This is a genomic window from Rhodococcus triatomae, assembly GCF_014217785.1.
Taxonomy (GTDB): domain Bacteria; phylum Actinomycetota; class Actinomycetes; order Mycobacteriales; family Mycobacteriaceae; genus Rhodococcus_F; species Rhodococcus_F triatomae.
In genome coordinates, this window is sequence record NZ_CP048814.1 from 4392916 (window position 1) to 4414251 (window position 21336).

The following is a 21336-nucleotide window of genomic DNA, read 5'->3' on the forward strand; positions in this document are numbered from 1 at the left end:
CTGACTGGAGATGCGGTGCCGACCGGAGATGCGGTGCCGGCCGGGAGTGCGGTACTGATCAGGGACGTCCGCGTCTACGGCGAGGGCGAACCGACCGACGTGCTGGTCACAGGCGGCATCGTCGCGGCGATCGGTCCCGACGCCGCAGCCGGTGCGGGCGAGGACGCCGAGATCCTCGACGGCGCCGGTCAGGTCCTGCTACCGGGCTTCGTGGACCTGCACACGCACCTGCGCGAGCCCGGCCGCGAGGACACCGAGACCATCGACTCCGGTTCCGCGGCCGCCGCACTCGGCGGCTACACCGCGGTGTTCGCGATGGCGAACACCAGCCCGGTCGCCGACAGTGCAGTGGTCACCGATCACGTGTGGCGCCGCGGACAGGAAGTCGGCCTGGTCGACGTGCATCCGGTGGGTGCGGTGACGGTGGGTCTCGCGGGCGAGCAGCTCGCGGAGATGGCCACGATGGCTTCGGGTGTCGGCCGGGTGCGGATGTTCTCCGACGACGGGCACTGTGTCCACGATCCGCTCATCATGCGCCGGGCACTCGAGTACTCGAGTGCGCTGGACGTGCTCGTCGCCCAGCATGCCGAGGAGCCGCGCCTGACGGTCGGGTCCGTGGCGCACGAGGGGCCGACGGCGGCGCGGCTGGGTCTGACCGGCTGGCCGCGAGCTGCCGAGGAATCGATCGTCGCGCGTGACGCGCTGCTCGCGCGGGATGCCGGCGCCCGCGTCCACATCTGCCACGCCTCGACAGCCGGTACGGTCGAGTTGCTGAAATGGGCTCGAAGCCAGGGAATTTCGATCACCGCCGAGGTCACCCCGCACCATCTGCTGTTGGACGACTCGAGACTCGAGACGTACGACGCGGTGAACCGGGTGAACCCACCGTTGCGTGAGGCCTCGGACGTCGAGGCGCTGCGCCGGGGCCTGGCGGAGGGCGTGATCGACTGTGTCGCCACCGATCACGCCCCGCACGCCGAACAGGACAAGTGCTGCGAGTTCGCGGCTGCCCGGCCGGGGATGCTCGGGCTCGAGACGGCGCTGTCGATCGTCGTCTCGACGATGCTCCGCCCCGGGCTGCTCGACTGGCGTGGTGTGGCGAAGGTGATGAGCGAGCGTCCCGCGGAGATCGTCGGCCTCGACGACCAGGGCCGGCCGATCGAGGTGGGGGAGCCGGCGAACCTCGTCCTCGTGGATCCGGACACCGAGTGGACGGTGCACGGACCGGAGCTGGCCAGCGTCGCGAACAACACCCCGTACGAGTCGATGACCTTGCCCGCCAAGGTCACCGCGACCGTGCTGCGCGGGCGGATCACCGCCCGCGACGGCAAGGTGCGCCCGAAGGGAGATCGCTGATGGATCGCGTGCTGTGGGTGGTCGGGCTGTTCGTCTTCTGGGTGGCGATGATCGGCCTGATGTACGTCGGGTGGCGTGGCCGCGCCAGGCGGCAGGCCGACCGGGTCGGCGAGCTGCCGACGGTGCCGGAGGATCCGGGAACCCAGTTGCTTCCGGCGACCACCGGGCTCTACGTCGGCAGCACCCTGGCGCCGAGCTGGCAGGACCGGATCGCGGTCGGGGATCTCGGCCACCGGGCGGATTCCGAGCTCAGCCGCTACGAGAAGGGGATCCTGCTCGCTCGGGCGGGTGCCTCGGCGATCTGGATTCCCCGGGAATCGATCCGCGCCATCCGCACCGAACGGGGTCTGGCCGGAAAGGTGATGACCAAGGACGGTGTCCTGGTGATCCGCTGGGAGCTGCCGACGGGCACCGAGGTCGACACCGGATTCCGGGGCGACGACAAGTCGGTGTACCCGCACTGGGTCGCTCCCGTGCCCGACGGTGCTCCGGCCCCGTCGCCGGCGGACGGCGGTACCAGCGCACCGTCCTCGACGGACAACGAAGATCCAACGAACGCGTCGGGCTCTGGTGAGGCCCCGCAGAACGGAGAGGACGCATGAGCGGCCCCCACGACACCCCTTTCGCAGACAGCGCCTCGGGGGGCGATCTCGCGGTACTGGTTCTCGAGGACGGACGAGTGTTCCGCGGAACCACGTTCGGGGCCGTCGGGCAGACACTCGGTGAGGCGGTGTTCAGCACCGGGATGACGGGGTACCAGGAGACACTCACCGACCCCAGCTATCACCGGCAGATCGTGGTGTCGACGGCACCGCAGATCGGCAACACCGGCTGGAACCAGGAGGACGACGAGTCGGTCGGCCCCACCGGGGATCCGGCGGGTGCCCGCATCTGGGTGGCCGGGTACGTGGTGCGCGATCCCTCACGGGTGACGTCGAACTGGCGGGCTACCGGATCGCTGCAGGACGCCCTGTCGGGGCAGGGCATCGTCGGGATCGCGAACATCGACACCCGCGCCCTCGTCCGGCATCTACGCACCCGCGGTTCGATGCGGGCCGGTGTCTTCTCCGGCGACGCGCTGGCGTGGGCCGGGAACGGGATCCTCGACACGGATGTCCTGCTCGCTCGCGTCCGCGAGCAGCCGTCGATGCTGGGTGCGGACCTCGCCGGTCAGGTGAGCACCACCACCGGATACACCGTGGAGCCGGTCGGCGGCAGCCCGCAGTTCACGGTCGCGGCGATCGACCTGGGCATCAAGACGAACACCCCGCGCATGTTCGCCGAGCGCGGCATCCGGGTGCACGTGCTGCCCTCGAACGCGACGCTCGATCAGATTCTCGACCTGAAGGCGGACGGGGTGTTCCTGTCCAACGGTCCGGGCGATCCGGCCACCGCCGACGGTGCCGTGCACCTGACGAAGGAGGTCCTGGGCCAGGGACTGCCGCTGTTCGGCATCTGCTTCGGTAACCAGATCCTCGGCCGGGCGCTCGGCCGAGGCACCTACAAGATGAAGTTCGGCCACCGTGGCATCAACATCCCGGTCGTCGAACACGAGACGGGCCGGATCGCGATCACCGCGCAGAACCACGGGTTCGCCCTCGAAGGCGAGGCCGGCGAGGAGTTCGACACCCCCTTCGGCCGCGCGATCGTCAGCCACACCTGCGCCAACGACGGCACCGTCGAAGGCGTCCGGCTACTGGACGACTCGGCGTTCTCGGTGCAGTACCACCCGGAGGCCGCGGCAGGTCCGCACGACGCCGCCTACCTCTTCGACCGTTTCACCACTTTGCTCTCGGCGCGCCGGGGGACGGGAGTTCGCAAGTAATGCCACGCCGTTCAGATCTGTCGCACATCCTGGTGATCGGGTCCGGCCCGATCGTCATCGGCCAGGCCTGCGAGTTCGACTACTCGGGCACCCAGGCCTGTCGCGTGCTGCGGGAGGAGGGCCTGCGGGTGTCGCTGGTCAACTCCAACCCGGCCACCATCATGACCGACCCGGAGTTCGCGGACGCCACCTACGTCGAGCCGATCACCGCGGAGTTCGTCGAGAAGGTCATCGCCCGTGAGGCGGAAAAGGGTTTCCCGATCGACGCGGTGCTCGCCACCCTCGGCGGGCAGACGGCGCTCAACACCGCGGTCGCCCTGCACGAGCAGGGCATCCTCGAGAAGTACGACGTCGAGCTCATCGGCGCGGATTTCGACGCCATCCAGCGCGGCGAGGACCGGCAGATGTTCAAGGACATCGTCGCCAAGGTGGGCGGCGAGTCCGCCCGGTCCCGCGTGTGTCACACGATGGAGCAGGTGCACGAGACGGTCGCCGAACTCGGCTACCCCGTCGTCGTTCGGCCGTCGTTCACGATGGGTGGCCTCGGTTCGGGTATGGCGTACGACGAGGCGGACCTCGACCGGATCGCCGGTGGCGGTCTCGCGGCGTCGCCGACGGCCAACGTCCTCATCGAGGAGTCGATCCTCGGCTGGAAGGAGTACGAGCTCGAGCTCATGCGTGACGGCCGCGACAACGTCGTCATCATCTGCTCGATCGAGAACGTCGACCCGGTCGGCGTGCACACCGGTGACTCGGTGACCGTCGCTCCCGCGATGACGCTCACCGACCGCGAGTACCAGAAGATGCGGGACCTCTCCATCGACATCCTGCGCGAGGTCGGCGTCGACACCGGTGGCTGCAACATCCAGTTCGCGCAGGATCCGCGGGACGGGCGCCTCGTCGTCATCGAGATGAACCCTCGGGTGTCCCGATCGTCCGCGCTCGCGTCGAAGGCCACCGGCTACCCGATCGCGAAGATGGCGGCGAAGCTCGCGATCGGCTACACCCTCGACGAGATCGTCAACGACATCACCAGGGAGACTCCCGCCTGCTTCGAGCCGACCCTCGACTACGTCGTGGTCAAGGCGCCGCGGTTCGCGTTCGAGAAGTTCCCGGGTGCCGATGCCACGCTGACCACGACCATGAAGTCGGTGGGCGAGGCGATGGCGATCGGCCGCAACTTCACCGAGGCACTCGGCAAGGTGATGCGTTCGCTCGAGACCAAGCCGGCCGGGTTCTGGACGGGACAGGAGACGCTGAGCGGTGACCTCGACGCACTGCTCGCCGAGTTGACGGTGCCGCACGACGGCCGCCTGTACGGCATCGAGCGGGCGATGAGCTGGGGTGCCACCGACGAGCAGCTGTACGAGGCGACCGCGATCGACCCCTGGTTCCTGGACCAGATCCGGTTGATCCACGAGATCGGCAATGTCGTGCACGACGCCGCGGAACTGGACGAGGCATTGCTGCGTCGCGCCAAGTACCACGGACTGTCGGATCGCCAGATCGCGGCGCTGCGACCGGAACTGGGCACCGAGTCCGTCGTCCGGGAACTGCGCGAGCAGCTCGGCGTGCATCCGGTGTACAAGACCGTCGACACCTGTGCCGCCGAGTTCGAGGCGAAGACGCCATATCACTACTCGACCTACGAGCTCGATCCCGAGGCCGAATCCGAGGTCGCCCCGCAGACCGAGCGGCCGAAGGTCCTCATCCTCGGTTCCGGGCCGAACCGGATCGGGCAGGGCATCGAGTTCGACTACTCGTGCGTCCATGCGGCGCAGACCCTCTCGCAGGCCGGCTACGAGACCGTGATGGTCAACTGCAACCCGGAGACGGTCTCCACCGACTACGACACGGCGGATCGCCTCTACTTCGAGCCACTCACGTTCGAGGACGTGCTCGAGGTGTATCGCGCCGAATCGCAGTCCGGGGTGGTCGAGGGTGTCATCGTGCAGCTGGGCGGGCAGACGCCACTCGGCCTGGCGGATCGGCTCGAGGCCGCCGGGGTCCCCATTGTCGGGACCAGCCCCGCCGCCATCGATCTCGCGGAGGACCGGGGCGAGTTCGGCAAGGTGCTCGTCGCTGCGGGCCTGCCCGCGCCGAAGTTCGGCACCGCGACGTCGTTCGAGGGTGCCCGCGACATCGCGGCCGGGATCGGTTACCCGGTGCTGGTCCGCCCGTCGTACGTGCTCGGCGGCCGCGGTATGGAGATCGTCTACGACGAGCGCGCACTCGAGGACTACATCTCGAGGGCGACGGAGATCTCCGACGACCGCCCGGTCCTGGTCGACAGGTTCCTCGAGGACGCGATCGAGATCGACGTGGACGCGCTGTGCGACGGCACCGAGGTGTACCTCGGCGGCGTGATGGAGCACATCGAGGAGGCGGGTATCCACTCCGGTGACTCGGCGTGCGCCCTGCCTCCGATCACGCTCGGCCGGGCCGACCTCGAGAACGTCCGCCGCTCCACCGAGGCGCTGGCCGCGGGGATCGGCGTGAAGGGCCTGCTCAACGTGCAGTACGCGCTGAAGGACGACATCCTCTACGTCCTCGAGGCCAACCCCCGGGCCAGCCGGACGGTCCCGTTCGTGTCGAAGGCCACCGCGGTCCAGCTGGCGAAGGCCTGCGCGCGGGTCATGCTGGGGGCGACCATCGCCGAGTTGCGGGCCGACGGGATCCTGCCGGCGGTCGGGGACGGGGGCACCACCCCGATGTCGGCCCCGGTGGCGGTGAAGGAGGCGGTGCTGCCGTTCAACCGGTTCCGCCGCGCGGACGGCACCGGGATCGACACCCTGCTCAGCCCGGAGATGAAGTCGACCGGCGAGGTCATGGGCATCGATGCGGACTTCGGCACGGCCTTCGCCAAGAGTCAGACCGGCGCCTACGGTTCGCTGCCGACCGGCGGCACCGTGTTCGTCTCGGTGGCGAACAAGGACAAGCGATCGCTCATCTTCCCGGTCAAGCGGCTCGCGGATCTGGGATTCCGCATCCTGGCAACGGAAGGTACCGCGGATGTGCTGCGGCGCAACGGTATCCAGTGTGAGCAGGTGCACAAGGCGTCCGGTGAGGTGCTGCCGGACGGTGCCCGCACGATCGTGGACCAGATCCGCGCGGGTGAGGTGGACATGATCATCAACACCCCCTACGGCAACGCCGGGCCGCGTGTGGACGGCTACGAGATCCGCAGTGCCGCGGTGTCGGTGAACATTCCGTGCATCACGACGGTGCAGGGTGCCTCCGCGGCCGTGCAGGGCATCGAGGCGGGTATCCGCGGAGACATCGGGGTGCAGTCGCTCCAGGAACTGCACGAGCGGCTGCGGGCGGAGTCCGGCGAGTGACGGGGCCTGCGGCCGGGGCGTGGAGTACCCGCCTGCGGGCCGCGGTGTCCTCGCGAGGGCGCCTGTGTGTGGGTATCGACCCACATCCGGCGCTGCTCGAGTCCTGGGGCCTGCCCGCCTCGGCGGACGGTCTCGCGCGGTTCACCGACATCTGTGTCGAGGCCTTCGGCGACGAGGCGGCCGTGGTGAAGCCCCAGGTGGCGTTCTTCGAGGCGTACGGCGCCGCCGGGTACTCGATCCTCGAACGCGCCGTCGCGGGCCTGAGAGAGGCCGGGGCGTTGGTTCTCGCCGACGCGAAGCGCGGGGACATCGGCTCGACGATGGCCGCGTACGCGCAGGCGTGGCTCGATCCCCATTCGCCGCTGTCGTCCGACGCGGTGACGATCTCGCCGTATCTCGGGTTCGGTGCCCTCGGCCCTGCCGTCGACCTCGCCGCGGCAGGCGGCAGGGGAGTGTTCGTCCTCGCCCGCACCTCCAACCCCGAGGGTGGGCTGTTCCAGGGAGCCGGGACGGGTGGCGGAGTCTCGGTCGCCCAGGCCGTCGTGGACGCGGCGACGGCGCGGAATGCGCAGGATGCGGACACCGTCGGCCTGGTGGTCGGTGCCACGCGCGATCACGGGCTGGATCTGTCGAATTTTTCCGGACCGATCCTGGCGCCCGGCGTGGGCGCGCAGGGGGCGACGGCGGCCGATCTTCCGCAGATTTTCCAGGGTTCCCGAAAACTGCTGCTCCCCAATGTTTCCCGTGGCATTCTGCAGGTCGGGCCGTCTGTTTCCGCGTTGCGGGCCGAGGTCGCGCGGCTGCGCGAGGAGATCGAAGTGGTCCTCGCATAGCCCACCGGTTTCGCCGGGCTCCGGCGGGGGGTGGGTTCGCAATCGGCGCCGAGGCTGAGTACGGTCGCTATCGCCGCTGGTTGACAGCGGTTTGGTACTGATGCCCAACGATGAGACGGAGGAACCGTGGCCCTTCCCCAGTTGACTGATGAGCAGCGCGCCGCTGCTTTGGAGAAGGCGGCTGCCGCCCGTAAGGCCAGGGCTGAGCTCAAGGAGCGCCTCAAGCGCGGCGGCACCGACCTGAAGCAGGTCCTCAAGGACGCCGAAGAGGACGAGATCCTCGGCAAGATGAAGGTGTCCGCCCTGCTCGAGGCCCTGCCCAAGGTGGGCAAGGTCAAGGCGCAGGAGATCATGACCGAGCTGGAGATCGCCCCGACGCGCCGTCTGCGTGGACTCGGCGACCGGCAGCGCAAGGCGCTGCTCGCTCGCTTCGACTTCGAGGCCTGAGTCGAGCGGTGACCACTGACGCACACGTGTCAGAGAGCAGGAACCCGCTGCGGAGGGGTCGGCTGGTGGTACTGGCCGGCCCCTCGGCCGTGGGTAAGTCGAGTGTCGTGCGCATGTTGCACGAACGGCTCCCGGAGCTGGTCTTCTCGGTGTCGGCCACCACCCGCGATCCGCGTCCCGGCGAGGTCGACGGCAGGGATTACCGATTCGTCGGCCGCGAGGAGTTCCGCCGGATGATCGACTCCGGCGAACTGCTCGAGTGGGCGGAGATCCACGGCGGCCTCCAGCTGTCCGGCACACCCGCGGCTCCGGTGGAACGAGCGCTCTCCGCGGGCAGGCCGGTGCTGGTCGAGGTGGATCTGGCCGGCGCCCGTGCGATTCGTGCCGCCAAGCCCGAGGCGTTGCTCGTGTTCATGGCGCCCCCGAGTTGGGACGTCCTCGTCGAGCGGCTGACCGGCCGGGGCACCGAGGCTCCCGACGTGGTGGAGCGCCGATTGGCCACCGCGCGGGTGGAACTGGCAGCCCAGAACGAGTTCGACGTGGTCCTCGTGAACGAGGATGTCGAACGTACCTGCGAGGAGTTGGTATCCTTGTTGGTCGGGCACCGTTCTTCCGCCGACGACGTACCGGCCCGGACCGATCCAGCGCAGACCCATCTACTTCCAGGAGACACCGAGTGAGCACATCCGCAGCGTCCACCATTCCGACCCCGGGCGAACTGCCTGCGTACGACACCCCGCTCGGTATCACCAACCCTCCGATCGACGAGTTGCTCGAGCGCACGTCGTCGAAGTACGCCCTGGTCATCTACGCGGCCAAGCGTGCCCGTCAGATCAACGACTACTACAACCAGCTCGGTGACGGCATCCTCGAGTACGTCGGACCGCTGGTGGAGCCCGGTCTGCAGGAGAAGCCGCTGTCGATCGCGCTGCGTGAGATCCACTCCGACCTGCTCGAGCACACCGAAGGCGAGTGAGCGGAGGGCCAGACGTGCCTGACGGCGCATCCCGTTCGGCGATCGGCGCGGACGTCCCCGACACGCGCAAACGCATCGTCGTCGGAGTCGGCGGCGGTATCGCCGCGTACAAGAGCTGTGCACTGATCCGCGACTTCACCGAGGCCGGACACAAGGTGCGAGTGGTGCCCACCGAGTCCGCACTCGAGTTCGTCGGCAGGGCCACCTTCGAGGCCCTGTCGGGCAACCCGGTGCAGACCGGGGTGTTCACCGACGTGCCGCAGGTTCCGCACGTGCGGCTCGGGCAGGAAGCCGACCTCGTCGTCGTGGCCCCGGCCACGGCGGATCTCCTGGCGCGGGCCGTCATGGGACGGGCCGACGATCTGTTGACCGCGACACTGCTCACGGCACGCTGTCCGGTGGTGTTCGCCCCGGCGATGCACACCGAGATGTGGGAACACCCGGCCACCGTCGCCAACGTGGCGACGCTGCGAGCCAGGGGAGTGACCGTGGTCGAGCCCGCGTCCGGGCGGCTGACCGGTAAGGACACCGGCGCCGGCCGACTCCCGGAGCCGGAGGAGATCGCCGGCCTGGCCACGCTCCTCCTCGAGCGGCCCGATGCCCTCCCACGTGATCTCGAGGGCAGGCGTGTCCTCGTGTCCGCAGGGGGAACGCGCGAACCACTCGATCCGGTGCGTTTCCTCGGTAATCGCAGTTCGGGGAAGCAGGGATACGCGATCGCCCGACTCGCCGCGCAGCGAGGTGCCGAGGTGATCCTCGTCTCCGGATATACGGCCGGGCTCGACGAGCCGGCTGCCGTGGAGACGGTGCACGTCCGGACGGCCGAGGACATGAAGGTCGCGGTCGACAAGGAAGCCGGGCGGTGCGACGTCGTGGTCATGGCCGCCGCGGTGGCCGACTTCCGCCCGTCGACGTCGGTGACCAGCAAGATCAAGAAGGGTGCAGGCGAACCGGACGCGATCGCGCTCACCAAGAATCCCGACATCCTGGCGGGGGTCGTGCAGGCCCGTCGCGACGGAGAGATTCCGGCGTCGACGCTGGTCGTCGGGTTCGCCGCCGAGACCGGCGACGCGGACGGGGACGTCCTGACCTATGCGCGGGCGAAACTCCGGCGCAAGGGCTGCGATCTGCTGGTGGTGAACGCGGTGGGTGAGGGCAAGGCATTCGAGGTCGACCACAACGACGGCTGGTTGCTGTCGGCGGACGGCTCGGAATCGGCGCTCGAACACGGGTCGAAGGCCCTGATGGCCAGCCGGGTGCTGGACGCGGTGTCCGCCGCGCTCGACCCGGCGGGCGGCGAGTGAGGGCACTCTCCGGGCGATTCGGGTCGGTCCCGACTCGGGTGAGCGTAAGGGTGTCGTCCTCCCGCCGCGGCGGTTAGGGTCGGGCGCGGTAGCGTCGGCGGTGGTCCGGCGTGGTTAAGCTGTTGAGGTTCTGTCCAGGGACAATGCGTCGAGAGGAAGTTCTGTGAGCCAGACCGGTAGTCGGCTATTCACCAGTGAGTCCGTGACCGAGGGGCATCCGGACAAGATTTGTGATGCCATCAGCGACTCGATTCTCGATGCGCTGATCGCCGACGATCCGCGGGCCCGCGTGGCCGTCGAGACTCTGGTGACCACCGGTCAGGTGCACGTCGCCGGTGAGGTGACCACCTCCGCCTACGCCGACATTCCCAAGATCGTCCGCGAGAAGGTCCTCAAGATCGGTTACGACTCGTCGGCGAAGGGCTTCGACGGCAACTCGTGCGGCGTCAACGTCGCGATCGGCGCGCAGTCGCCGGAGATCGCCCAGGGCGTCGACACCTCGCACGAGGCGCGCACCGGTGGCCAGACCGACGACGACATCGACCGTCAGGGTGCCGGTGACCAGGGATTGATGTTCGGCTACGCGAACACCGACACCCCGGAACTGATGCCGCTCCCGATCGCGCTGGCCCACCGCCTGTCGCGTCGTCTCACCGAGGTCCGCAAGTCCGGCGTCCTGCCGTACCTGCGTCCGGACGGCAAGACCCAGGTCACCATCGAGTACGACGGGGACACCCCGGTCCGGCTCGACACCGTGGTGATCTCGACGCAGCACGCTGCCGACATCGACCTGGACAACCTGCTGACGCCGGACCTGCGCGAGAAGGTGCTGGGCGGGGTGCTGGCAGACCTCGACCTGCCCACCCTGGACACCTCCGACGTCCGGCTGCTGGTCAACCCGACCGGAAAGTTCGTCCTGGGCGGTCCGATGGGCGATGCCGGGCTCACCGGCCGCAAGATCATCGTCGACACCTACGGCGGTATGGCCCGGCACGGCGGTGGCGCCTTCTCCGGCAAGGATCCGTCGAAGGTGGACCGCTCGGCCGCGTACGCCATGCGCTGGGTCGCGAAGAACGCCGTCGCGGCCGGCCTCGCCGACCGCCTGGAAGTGCAGGTCGCGTACGCGATCGGGAAGGCCGCTCCGGTCGGGCTGTTCGTGGAGACGTTCGGCACCGAGAAGACCGATCCCGCCCGGATCCAACGAGCGATCACCGAGGTGTTCGATCTGCGTCCCGGCGCCATCATCCGCGACCTGGACCTGCTGCGGCCGATCTACGCGCAGACCGCCGCATACGGGCACTTCGGCCGCACCGACATCGAGCTGCCGTGGGAGAACACCGACCGCGCCGAGAAGCTGCGCGCGGCCGCCGGGCTCTGACCGTCGCCCCCGTGCGTCCGTCGGGACCACGCGGCCGGACGCACGCACCGTGAGCACCGAGAGGGCAGCAGCGGAGGACCGGCCGGTGGCCAAGGTCCTACCGCTGCTGCCCTTGCCTCATCTGGACCGCGAATTCGACTACCTGGTACCTCGCGAGCTCGACGCCCAGGCGCAGCCTGGCGTCCGCGTGCGGGTGCGCTTCGCGGGACGTCTGGTGGACGGCTTCGTGGTCGCCCGCGCACCGTCCAGCGATCACGGGGGCAAGCTCGGCTGGCTCGATCGGGTGGTCTCGGACGAGAAGGTGCTCACACCGGAGATCGCGCGGCTCGCCGAGTTGGTCGCGGAACGGTGCGCGGGTACCCGGGCCGACGTGTTGCGGCTCGCGGTGCCGCCCCGGCATGCCCGTGTCGAAGCGGAGGAGCCGCCCGCGCGGACACCGGTCACCTCGGATCAGGTCGATCACGCCGCGTGGTCCCGCTACCTGCACGGTGACGCGTTCCTCACCGCGCTGGCGGAGGGCCGAGCACCCCGCGCCGCCTGGCAGGCGCTGCCCGGGGAGGACTGGCCTCGGCGACTGGCCGAACTCGCCGCGATCGTCGGCGAGTCCGGACGCACGGCCGTTGTCGTCGTCCCGGATCAGAAGGATCTCGACCGGGTGCTCGCGGCATGCCAGGCCGTGGTGGGGAAGGACGCGGTGGTGGGACTGTCGGCGGGGTTGGGGCCGGCGGCCAGGTACCGACGATGGCTCGCGGCACTGCGAGGAACGGCGTCGGTGGTCGTCGGTACGCGCAGCGCGGTGTTCGCACCGGCCCCGGACGTGGGACTCGTTGTGGTGTGGGACGACGGCGACGAGAGCCATGCCGAACCGCGCGCTCCGTACCCGAACTCCCGCGAGGTCGCCGTGTTGCGTGGGTACGGCGCCGGGTGCGCCGTCGTGATCGGCGGCCATGCACGGACGGCGGAGACCCAGGTGCTGGTCGACTCCGGCTGGGCACACGACCTCTGCGCCCCGCGCGACGAGCTGAGAGCAGCGTCGCCGAAGATCACGGCGCTGGCCGACAGCGACCACGCCCTGGCCCGCGATCCGGGCGCGCGGGCGGCACGACTTCCCGCGATCGCCTTCGCCGCGGCCCGCAAGGCGCTGGCCGACGAGCGCCCCGTGCTGGTGCAGGTGCCCCGGCGCGGCTACGTTCCCGCGCTGGCCTGCGCCAAGTGCCGGACGCCCGCGCGCTGCCGGCACTGTCACGGACCTCTGGCGCTGCCGTCGTCGCCGGGACCGGACGGGGCAGGCAGCCCCGCGTGCCGATGGTGCGGGATCGTCGATGCCGCGTTTCGCTGCGGCGCCTGCGGGTCTCGTGCGCTCCGTGCCGTCGTGGTGGGGGCGGGCCGCACCGCCGAGGAACTCGGACGCGCCTTCCCCGGGGTGACCGTGCGGACCTCGGGCGGCGACGACGTCCTGGCGGAGGTGGCAGCCGGCCCCGCCCTGGTCGTGGCGACAGTGGGGGCGGAGCCGTTCGCCCCGGGCGGGTACGGCGCCGCGTTGCTGCTGGACGGGTGGGCGCTGCTGGGACGCCCGGATCTGCGTGCCGCCGAGGAAACCCTGCGGCGATGGATGAGTGCGTCCGCGCTGGTGGTCCCGCTCGCCGCCGGCGGCGAAGTCGTGGTGGTGGCAGACGCCGGTATCCCGACCGTGCAGGCCCTCGTGCGGTGGGACCCGGTGGGGCACGCCAGGACCGAACTCGAGGAACGCGCCGAGGTCGGGTTCCCGCCGGCAGTGCACATGGCCGCCGTCGACGGAACCGCCGTGGCGATCGGCGAACTCCTCGAGACCGCCGACCTGCCGTCGTCCGCGGTTCGGCTGGGACCGGTGGAACTGCCCCCCGGCGCCCGTGCCCCGTTCGCGGGCGAGGGCGTCGACACCGCGGACATCGAACGCATGTTGATCCGGGTTCCCCGTGGTGAGGGACGCGCGCTGGCGAAAGCGCTCCGTGACGCCCAGGCGGTGCGCGGGGCGCGGAAGGCTGTCCACCCCGCCCGCGTCCAGATCGATCCGCCGCACATCGGCTGACGCCACCGCCACCGCCCCCGCCACCCCCGCCGCCCCGCCACCGCCGATACGCCTCCCTCTCTCCTCGTGGGTGAAGGTGGCCTTCGACCGGTCTGATCAGCCGAAGGCCACCTTCACCCATGGAGGGGTGGAACGGTGGGCGGACGGTGGGGGGAGGGGGAGGGGGAACAGACGGGCGCGGCAGGGACGTTGACGGATGAGTTATCCCGATATATCGTTGATGCATCAGCGATAGACCAGAAGGAGGCTGATGATGGAAAACTTCCACGAACACCACTTTTTCGATCACCCCGGGCGCGCAGGCGCCCCCCGCGGTGGTCACCGCCGCCGGCACCCCGAGCGGGACCCGCGCGGATTCCACCCCGGTGGCCCGGGTCGGCGCGGACGCCGGCACGACGGTCCGGACTTCGGACCGGGCGGCTTCGGACCCGGTTTCGGGCCAGGCGCTCACTTCGGTCGCGGCAGGGGCCGCGGCGGGCGGGGCCGGCGCGGCGACGTCCGCGCGGCAATCCTGCTGCTTCTCGCCGAGGAGCCGATGCACGGCTACGAGCTGATTCAGCAGATCGTCGACCGCAGTGACGGCGTGTGGAAGCCGAGCCCCGGCTCGATCTACCCCGCGCTCGCGCAACTCGAGGACGAGGGCCTCGTCGTCATCGAGAAGGTTGCCGGCCGAAAGACCGCGCGCCTCACCGACGAGGGCACCCTGTACGTCGAGACGAACAAGACCGACCTGGGCACGCCCTGGGACGACGTCCGAAACTCGGTGGGCGGCGGGTCCGTCGACCTGCGCGGACTCATCGGCTCACTCATGGGTGCCGCGGGACAGGTCGCCGCCGTCGGAACGAACGAACAGCAGGCCCGGGCCGCGGACGTTCTCGCCGAGGCCCGTCGCGCGCTGTACCGGCTGCTCGCCGAGGACGACACCCGCAGTGCGGAAGAAGAGGGCAGTGCGGCCGCGAAGGACGGTGCAGACGAGGCCGGTCCGGACACGGGCGAGCCGAGCTGAGAGGCGGGATCCCGTGACCGCCAGGTGATCTCCCCGCGTTCCAATCTTGGCGCAGCTGTATCCCGACGGTGACCGTCCTCGGCGACGGCGGCGCCGGGGGAGGGTCAGACTCGGGGTACACGGCCCGGACGATCCGCCGCGGGCCCCGAGCGGGGGAGTGTCGTCATGGTGCGAAATCTGTGGGCTGTCACGATTTTCGTTGCTGTTGTTGCCGGGTCGACCGTCCACTCCGGCTCGGAGCCGGCGCGGGCGGTCCCCGGAGCCGGCCTCCCGGATGCCGTGCCCATCGATGTCGCGCCGAGCGATGTCGTGTCGAGCGAGTCCGCGACCACGGACATCGCGAGCGGTTCGAGTGTCTGGCGGGTGCCCATCCTGCCGGGGCCGGCACAGTCGAATCGTGGTGTAGCCACCGGATACGACGAACTGCATCCGGGTGCGGCGCCCGCCGGGAGTAACGACTTCACCTGCACGCCTACCGGGCAGCATCCCCGGCCGGTGGTGCTCGCACACGGAACCGACGCCACGTCGTACCGGGATTTCGCCGCTCTGGCACCGCTTCTGGCCGACGACGGGTACTGCGTCTTCGCGCTGGACTACGGCGGTGCGGCGGGTGCGGATTCGTTCGGTACCGAGGACATCGCCACCAGCGCAGGACAGTTCGGCGATTTCGTGGATCGGGTGCGGGCCGCGACCGGCGCCGACTCGGTCGACGTCGTCGGCTACTCCCAGGGGGCGACCGTGGCCCGGTATCACGTCAACCGGCTCGGTGGCGCGGAGCACGTGCACCAGTGGGTGGGCATCGCGTCGCCGAGCTACGGGGGAGTCATGTACGGGCTGGTGCCGGTGCTGTCCGCGGTCCCGGGCGGCGCCCGGTTCGTCGAGAAGGTGACCTCGATCGCGGTGGCTCAGCAGATGCAGGGTTCCGAGTTCCTCACGGCACTGAACGCCGGTGGCGACACGGTTCCCGGCGTTCGCTACACGACGATCGCGTCCCGTGTCGACGAGATGATCCAGCCCCACACGAACATCGCGCTGCGAGGGCCGGGGGCAGTCAACCTCGTCCTCCAGGACGAATGCCCGGGAAACGGATCCGGACACTTCCAGTCGGTGTACGACCCGTACGTCCTCGATCTGGTGCGCCGGGCACTCGATCCCACGGCGATCCCCAGGGTGCGTTGCGAGTTCGTGCCCATCGGCGCGGGAATACCGGAGGTCGTCCTGGAGAGCAACTCGTAGTCCTCGCCTGTGCTCGCCGTGCGGTGTCGGCCGAAGCGGGAGATGATGACCGGGTGCTCACCCGCGACGTTTCCGCGCACCTCGACATCGACGTCACCGCTGCCACGACGCTCGAGTTCCAGATCGCCGTCGCCGAGCACCCCGGGGTACAACTCGAGGAGTCGCTGTCCTTCCGCCTGGACGGCGCTCCGGTGCAGGCCAGGGAGGTGCGGGGTGCGCACGGAACCCGCATCCACGTCCTCGGGGCGGGGGTGGGCAGCCTCCGCGCCGACTACTCGGCCACCCTGCGTGGTCGAGCTGTCCCCGCGCCGGTGACCGACTACGACACGTCGGTGTACCTGCGGCCCAGCAGATATGCGGAGGCGGACAAGTTCTTCGGATTCGCGGCGGCCGAGTTCGGCGACCTCGCCGATACCGCTGCTTCCGGAGCCTCCGAGAAGTTGCTCGAGAACGTAGCCTCCTGGGTGGGTGCCCGATTGAGCTACGTCCCGGGCAGTAGTGATCCGATCGACGGCGCGGTCGACACCCTGCTCGCAGGTGCGGGCGTCTGTCGCGACTACTCGCACCTGGTGGTCGCGATGTTGCGCGCACTCGGCGTTCCGGCCCGACTCGTCGCGGTCTATGCCCCAGGATGCGAACCGATGGACTTCCACGCGGTCGCGGAGGCGCTGGTCGGCGGCGTGTGGCGGGTGGTCGACGCAACCTGCCTGGCGCCGCGCTCGACACTGGTGCGCATCGCCACCGGGCGGGACGCCGCGGACACCGCGTTCCTCGACAACCACGGTGGCGCCGTCACACTCGGCGACACCACGGTCACGGCCGTGGTCGACGGGCCGTTGCCCGCCGACGACCTGTCGGAACCGGTGTCGATCTCCTGATCCGCCGGGTAGCCGGGCCGCCCCGCGTCGCCGTCTAGACTGAACGGTCTGACACGCACCTGGCGCGACCGCGCGAGGACGAACCTGGGCGAAGCCGCCCGGATTGGGAGCATTGCACGTGAGTACCGTCCCGGCTCGTCCACTCCGGTGGGAGAGCGTCTGACATGCGCATCGTTTTCGCCGGTACCCCCGCCCCCGCGATACCCGCGCTGGAACGTCTGCTGCGTTCGCGTCACGAGGTGGTCGCCGTCGTCACGCGGCCGGACGCGGTAGCGGGACGCGGCCGGAAGGTCTCCCGGTCGCCGGTCGGACAACTGGCCGACGAGCACGGCATCGAGGTTCTCACCCCCGCACGTCCGTCCGATCCGGACTTCACCGCGCGGCTCACCGCGCTGGCCCCGGACTGCTGCCCGATCGTCGCCTACGGGGCACTGCTTCCCCCGCCGGTCCTCGACATCCCACGTCTGGGCTGGGTCAACCTGCACTTCTCGCTGCTGCCGGCGTGGCGCGGCGCAGCGCCCGTGCAGGCGGCGCTCGCCGCCGGGGACGAGATGACCGGGGCCAGCGCGTTCCGGCTCGAGGCGGGCCTCGATACGGGCCCTGTCTACGGGGTGGTCACCGAGCGCATCGCCTCCGACGACACCGCGGGCGCCCTGCTGGGTCGGCTCGCCGAGGGTGGGGCGGTGCTCCTCGAATCGGTGCTCGACGGGCTGGAGGACGGCAGTGTCACTGCCGTACCCCAGCCGGACGAGGGCGTGTCCTACGCGCCCAAGGTCACCGTCGATGCCGCCCGGATCCGCTGGGACCTGCCCGCTCACGTCGTCGATCGTGAGATCCGTTCGGTGACACCCGCGCCGGGAGCATGGACCATGTTCGGCGACCTGCGGGTCAAGGTCGGCCCGGTCGGGCACTCGGACGACTCCCTGCCCCCCGGTCGCGTGGTCGTGGAGAAGAAGCGGGTCCTCGTCGGGACGGGTTCGACGGCGGTCGCGCTGCGCGAGGTGCAGCCGCAGGGGAAGAAGGCGATGAACGCGGTCGACTGGGCGCGGGGAGCACGACTCGACGAGGCGGTGACCGCACGATGAGCGACAACGGAGGATCCCAGGGTGGGGGCGGCGGCCGAGGCCGTCGGGGCACCAACCGCCCCGGACAGCAGGGTCGCAACACCCGGCCCCGGCAGGCCCGTCGACCGGATCCGGCGCTGGCGTCGCTGGACCAGCCGCGGCTGGCGGCCCGAGACGTGCTCCGCGCGGTCCGCGAACGCGACGCGTACGCCAACCTGGTACTCCCCGGTCTGCTGCGGGAGCGCCGTATCGACGGCAGGGACGCTGCGCTGGCAACCGAACTCGCCTACGGGGCGGCCCGGGCGCAGGGCCTCCTCGACGCGGTGATCGCGCACGCCGCCGGCCGACCTGTCGAGGAGATCGACGGCCCGCTGCTCGACGTCCTGCGCCTCGGCTCCTACCAGCTGTTGCGCACCCGGGTCGCTCCGCACGCCGCAGTGGCAACCTCCGTCGACATCGCCAGGGCCGAATCCGGCCCCGGCAAGGCCGGATTCGTCAACGCCGTCCTGCGCCGGGTGTCCGAACGATCGCAGCAGGAATGGATCGACGCTCTCGCTCCTTCGGACCCGGTCGGACGCCTGGCATTCGGGTACGCCCACCCCACCTGGATAGCGCAGGCATTCGCGGACGCGCTCGGCCCCGACGCGGGGGAGCTCGAAGCGCTTCTCGAAGCAGACGACACCCGCCCGACGGTGCATCTCGTGGCCCGGCCCGGGGAGATCTCCGCCGAGGAACTGTCGTTGATCACCGGGGGCGACATCGGCCGTTACTCGCCCTACGCCGTGTATCTGGACAGCGGCGACCCGGGATCGCTCGAACCGGTGCGGGAGGGGCTGGCCGCGGTGCAGGACGAGGGCAGCCAACTGGTGGCCCGGGCCCTGACCCTCGCCGAGTTGGAGGGGCCGGACGGCGGGCGCTGGCTGGATCTGTGCGCCGGGCCCGGCGGCAAGGCCGCGCTGCTCGGCGCGCTGGTGGGCATCGAAGGGGGTCGACTGGACGCGGTGGAGCCGGTGGAGCATCGTGCCGACCTGGTCCGCAAGACCACCCGCGAGCTTCCGGTCGACGTGCACGTCGCGGACGGCCGCGACCCCGGACTGGCCGGCGGCTACGACCGGATACTCGTCGACGCTCCCTGCACCGGTCTCGGTGCTTTGCGCCGGCGGCCCGAGTCGCGATGGCGCCGTACCCCGTCCGATGTCGCCGGGCTCGTCACGCTGCAGCGGGAACTGTTGGCGTCGGCGATCGGACTGTTGCGGCCAGGGGGCGTCGTCCTCTACTCGACCTGCTCCCCGCACCTGTCCGAGACGACCGCCGTCGTTGCGGATGCGGTGCGCCGCTTCGAGGTCGAGGAACTCGACACCGGCCGCTACGTGCCGGACGTGCCGAACCTCGGCGGTGGGTCGGTCGGCGTCCAGTTGTGGCCTCACCGGCACGGTACCGACGCGATGTTCCTGGCCGCGCTGCGCAAACGCGGGGACTGAGCGAGCCGCTCCCGATCCGTCTCACATCCACTTGTTGTGTTTGAACACCACGTACAGCCCGAGGGCGAGGCCGGCCATCGCGCCGACGGCCATCGGGTAGCCGAAGGCCCAGTGCAACTCCGGCATGTTGTCGAAGTTCATCCCGTAGACGGCGCCGACGAGCGTGGGTGCGAAGAGGATCGCCGCCCAGCCGGAGATCTTCTTCATGTCCTCGTTCTGACGTTGCGCGACCAGGGTCGCGTTCACGGCGAGGATCTGGGAGAGCGAATCGCGGAGTTCGGTGACCTGGGCGTTGACCCGGGTCAGATGGTCGGCGACATCCTGGAGGTACGTCTGGAGCGGCTCCGGGATGTCGTATCGGTCGAATCCCCTTCGCAGTGCCTGCAACACGTCGGTCAGCGAGGTCGTCGCCTGGCGGAGGTCGATCACTTCCTCGCTCAGGCGGTAGATGCGTTCGGCCACTGCTGCCTCGCCCCGGAAGACCTGTCGCTCGATCTGTTCCTTGTCGATCTCCAGGCCACGGAGAACGGGGCGGTATCCGTCCACGATCGCGTCGAGGAGGCGGTAGACGACTGCCTCCGGTCCCAGTTCCAGGAGGCGCGCGTCGTCGAGCAGAGTGTGGTCGCCGCGATCGACGCCACTCGAGTCTTCCGGGTCGGATTCGTCTGGGCCGGATTCGTCTGGTGTGAAAGCCCTGGCGTCGGTGCCGTCGATCCATCGTCCGTCCTGACAGAGCACTGCCACCGCATGGGGGCGAACCAGGACGTGGAACTCGGCGAAGTCGACGTCCTCGGTCTCGTCGACGTACCAGGCCGAGCGCACGACGAGGAAGAGGACGTCCCCGTAGCGTTCGATCTTGGGGCGCTGACCTGCGTGGAGCAGATCCTCGGTGAGGACCGGGTGCAGCCGCCACGCCTCGGCCAGTTCCTCCACATCGGTGTGTGACGGCGTCGGATACAGGAGCAGGGCAGTGCGGTCGGAGCGGTCGCCTGCGAATCGCAGGGTCTCGGCGACCGTCGCATCGATCGGCGTAGGGGAGAGACGACCACCCTCGACGTAGCGGGTTCGCCGCGTCGATCCGGGGGCAGGCGTCTCCGCGCCGTCGGCTCGTCGCCGGAACACTTTGTCACGGAACAGGTCCGATACGTCGCGTGGTCCTCGAGCCATCTCCCACCGTCCCTTCGCACGTGCCGCGTGTCGACGACCGACGGGCCCCGCATCTCCACGAGCCTCCTCATTCTGCATCGGAGGACGACCGATGGGGTCGGGCTTGCCGGTGCGGTGGCGAGTCGTCGGCATCGGCGGGCCGTCGTCGACCGCCGTCCTCTCGGTCTCGGGGACGTCGGCGAGCGCGCGTCCCGTTCGGCGGACGTGCGGGCATCGGTGAGCGGTTCGCCGACTAGACTCGGCGGGGTGGCTCACCCGATGATCGCTCCGTCCATCCTCTCCGCCGATTTCGCGCATCTCGCCGACGAAGCCGACGCCGTCGCGGGCGCGGAATGGCTGCATGTCGATGTGATGGATGCGCATTTCGTGCCGAATCTCACGCTCGGTCTGCCCGTCGTGGAGAGCCTGCTGAAGGCCACGGACATCCCGCTCGACTGTCACCTGATGATCGAGAATCCGGGACGGTGGGCACCGCCGTACGCCGAGGCGGGCGCCCACAACGTCACCTTCCACGCCGAGGCGACCGACGATCCGCGTGCGGTCGCCCGGGACATTCGGGCGGCGGGCGGCAAGGCGGGTCTCAGTGTCAAGCCGGGGACTCCGATCGAGCCGTACCTGGAGATCCTGCGGGACTTCGACACGCTGCTGATCATGAGCGTCGAGCCCGGGTTCGGCGGCCAGTCGTTCATCCCCGACGTGCTCGGGAAGGCGCGGCTGATCCGCCGGCTGGTCGATTCCGGCGACCTGACCCTGCTCGTCGAGATCGACGGCGGAATCAACGCCGACACCATCGAGGCCGCGGCGGAGGCGGGAGTCGACTGCTTCGTCGCCGGATCGGCGGTGTACGGGGCGCAGGATCCTGCCGCGGCGGTGCAGGCACTGCGGGACCAGGCCGGGAAGGCGTCCCCACACTTGACGCCCGCCCACTGAGCGCCGAACCGGTGTCCGACAAGAAGGCGGCCGAGGCAGCTGAGGCTGC

General features: G+C 70.0%; 18 protein-coding genes. 17 read left to right on the forward strand and 1 reads right to left on the reverse strand.

Features of this window, described 5'->3' with window-relative positions; all coding sequences use genetic code 11:
• The 16 genes from G4H71_RS20895 to G4H71_RS20970 all read left to right on the forward strand — a co-directional run bounded on the left by G4H71_RS20895 (position 1) and on the right by G4H71_RS20970 (position 19190).
• Entirely contained in the window at positions 1-1356 is a 1356-nt protein-coding gene (locus G4H71_RS20895) for a dihydroorotase (RefSeq protein ID WP_246442882.1), read from the forward strand.
• A complete protein-coding gene (locus tag G4H71_RS20900) occupies positions 1356-1958 on the forward strand; it encodes a PH-like domain-containing protein (RefSeq protein ID WP_072738169.1) in 603 nt (200 codons plus the stop codon). Before G4H71_RS20895 ends, G4H71_RS20900 begins: the two co-directional genes overlap by 1 nt.
• On the forward strand, positions 1955-3181 hold the full coding sequence (carA, locus tag G4H71_RS20905; RefSeq protein WP_072738170.1) for a glutamine-hydrolyzing carbamoyl-phosphate synthase small subunit: 1227 nt from the start codon (positions 1955-1957) through the stop codon (positions 3179-3181). Before G4H71_RS20900 ends, carA begins: the two co-directional genes overlap by 4 nt.
• Positions 3181-6519: a carbamoyl-phosphate synthase large subunit gene (gene carB, locus G4H71_RS20910; RefSeq protein ID WP_072738171.1), complete on the forward strand. Its 3339-nt coding sequence runs from the start codon at positions 3181-3183 to the stop codon at positions 6517-6519. The genes carA and carB overlap by 1 nt, the downstream gene beginning before the upstream one ends.
• Positions 6516-7352, forward strand: coding sequence for an orotidine-5'-phosphate decarboxylase (pyrF, locus tag G4H71_RS20915; protein ID WP_072738172.1), 837 nt, complete (start codon positions 6516-6518; stop codon positions 7350-7352). The genes carB and pyrF overlap by 4 nt, the downstream gene beginning before the upstream one ends.
• A gap of 126 nt (positions 7353-7478) precedes the next feature.
• The gene (gene mihF / locus G4H71_RS20920) at positions 7479-7799 is read left to right on the forward strand and encodes an integration host factor, actinobacterial type (protein ID WP_007535578.1); all 321 of its coding nucleotides are present in this window, start codon (positions 7479-7481) and stop codon (positions 7797-7799) included.
• Between the two features lie 8 nt (positions 7800-7807).
• Positions 7808-8479: a guanylate kinase gene (gmk, locus tag G4H71_RS20925; protein WP_302846824.1), complete on the forward strand. Its 672-nt coding sequence runs from the start codon at positions 7808-7810 to the stop codon at positions 8477-8479.
• Positions 8480-8499: 20 nt separating this feature from the next.
• Entirely contained in the window at positions 8500-8775 is a 276-nt protein-coding gene (gene rpoZ / locus G4H71_RS20930) for a DNA-directed RNA polymerase subunit omega (RefSeq protein ID WP_371842450.1), read from the forward strand.
• 14 nt (positions 8776-8789) lie between these two features.
• Positions 8790-10079 (forward strand): bifunctional phosphopantothenoylcysteine decarboxylase/phosphopantothenate--cysteine ligase CoaBC, encoded by a 1290-nt coding sequence (gene coaBC, locus G4H71_RS20935; protein ID WP_072738175.1) that lies wholly within the window; start codon positions 8790-8792, stop codon positions 10077-10079.
• A gap of 163 nt (positions 10080-10242) precedes the next feature.
• Positions 10243-11457, forward strand: coding sequence for a methionine adenosyltransferase (metK, locus tag G4H71_RS20940; protein ID WP_072738176.1), 1215 nt, complete (start codon positions 10243-10245; stop codon positions 11455-11457).
• 49 nt (positions 11458-11506) lie between these two features.
• Positions 11507-13525: a primosomal protein N' gene (locus G4H71_RS20945; RefSeq protein ID WP_072738177.1), complete on the forward strand. Its 2019-nt coding sequence runs from the start codon at positions 11507-11509 to the stop codon at positions 13523-13525.
• A 253-nt stretch (positions 13526-13778) separates the two neighbouring features.
• Positions 13779-14531, forward strand: a complete 753-nt coding sequence (locus tag G4H71_RS20950) for a PadR family transcriptional regulator (protein ID WP_083343125.1) — start codon at positions 13779-13781, stop codon at positions 14529-14531.
• A gap of 165 nt (positions 14532-14696) precedes the next feature.
• On the forward strand, positions 14697-15767 hold the full coding sequence (locus G4H71_RS20955) for an esterase/lipase family protein (RefSeq protein WP_083343113.1): 1071 nt from the start codon (positions 14697-14699) through the stop codon (positions 15765-15767).
• A 53-nt stretch (positions 15768-15820) separates the two neighbouring features.
• The gene (locus G4H71_RS20960) at positions 15821-16645 is read left to right on the forward strand and encodes a transglutaminase-like domain-containing protein (protein ID WP_072738268.1); all 825 of its coding nucleotides are present in this window, start codon (positions 15821-15823) and stop codon (positions 16643-16645) included.
• Between the two features lie 164 nt (positions 16646-16809).
• Complete coding sequence (gene fmt / locus G4H71_RS20965; protein ID WP_072738178.1) at positions 16810-17730, forward strand: methionyl-tRNA formyltransferase; 921 nt, start codon at positions 16810-16812, stop codon at positions 17728-17730.
• Positions 17727-19190 carry an RsmB/NOP family class I SAM-dependent RNA methyltransferase gene (locus G4H71_RS20970; RefSeq protein WP_072738179.1) on the forward strand — a complete coding sequence of 488 codons (1464 nt, stop codon included), beginning with the start codon at positions 17727-17729 and terminating at the stop codon, positions 19188-19190. The genes fmt and G4H71_RS20970 overlap by 4 nt, the downstream gene beginning before the upstream one ends.
• A gap of 21 nt (positions 19191-19211) precedes the next feature.
• On the opposite strand, the gene G4H71_RS20975 is transcribed toward G4H71_RS20970, so the two are convergent.
• Positions 19212-20357 carry a magnesium and cobalt transport protein CorA gene (locus G4H71_RS20975; protein WP_072738180.1) on the reverse strand — a complete coding sequence of 382 codons (1146 nt, stop codon included), beginning with the start codon at positions 20355-20357 and terminating at the stop codon, positions 19212-19214.
• Between the two features lie 246 nt (positions 20358-20603).
• On the opposite strand from G4H71_RS20975, the gene rpe reads away from it, so the two are divergent.
• Positions 20604-21287 (forward strand): ribulose-phosphate 3-epimerase, encoded by a 684-nt coding sequence (rpe, locus tag G4H71_RS20980; RefSeq protein WP_072738269.1) that lies wholly within the window; start codon positions 20604-20606, stop codon positions 21285-21287.
• Positions 21288-21336: the final 49 nt, after the last annotated feature.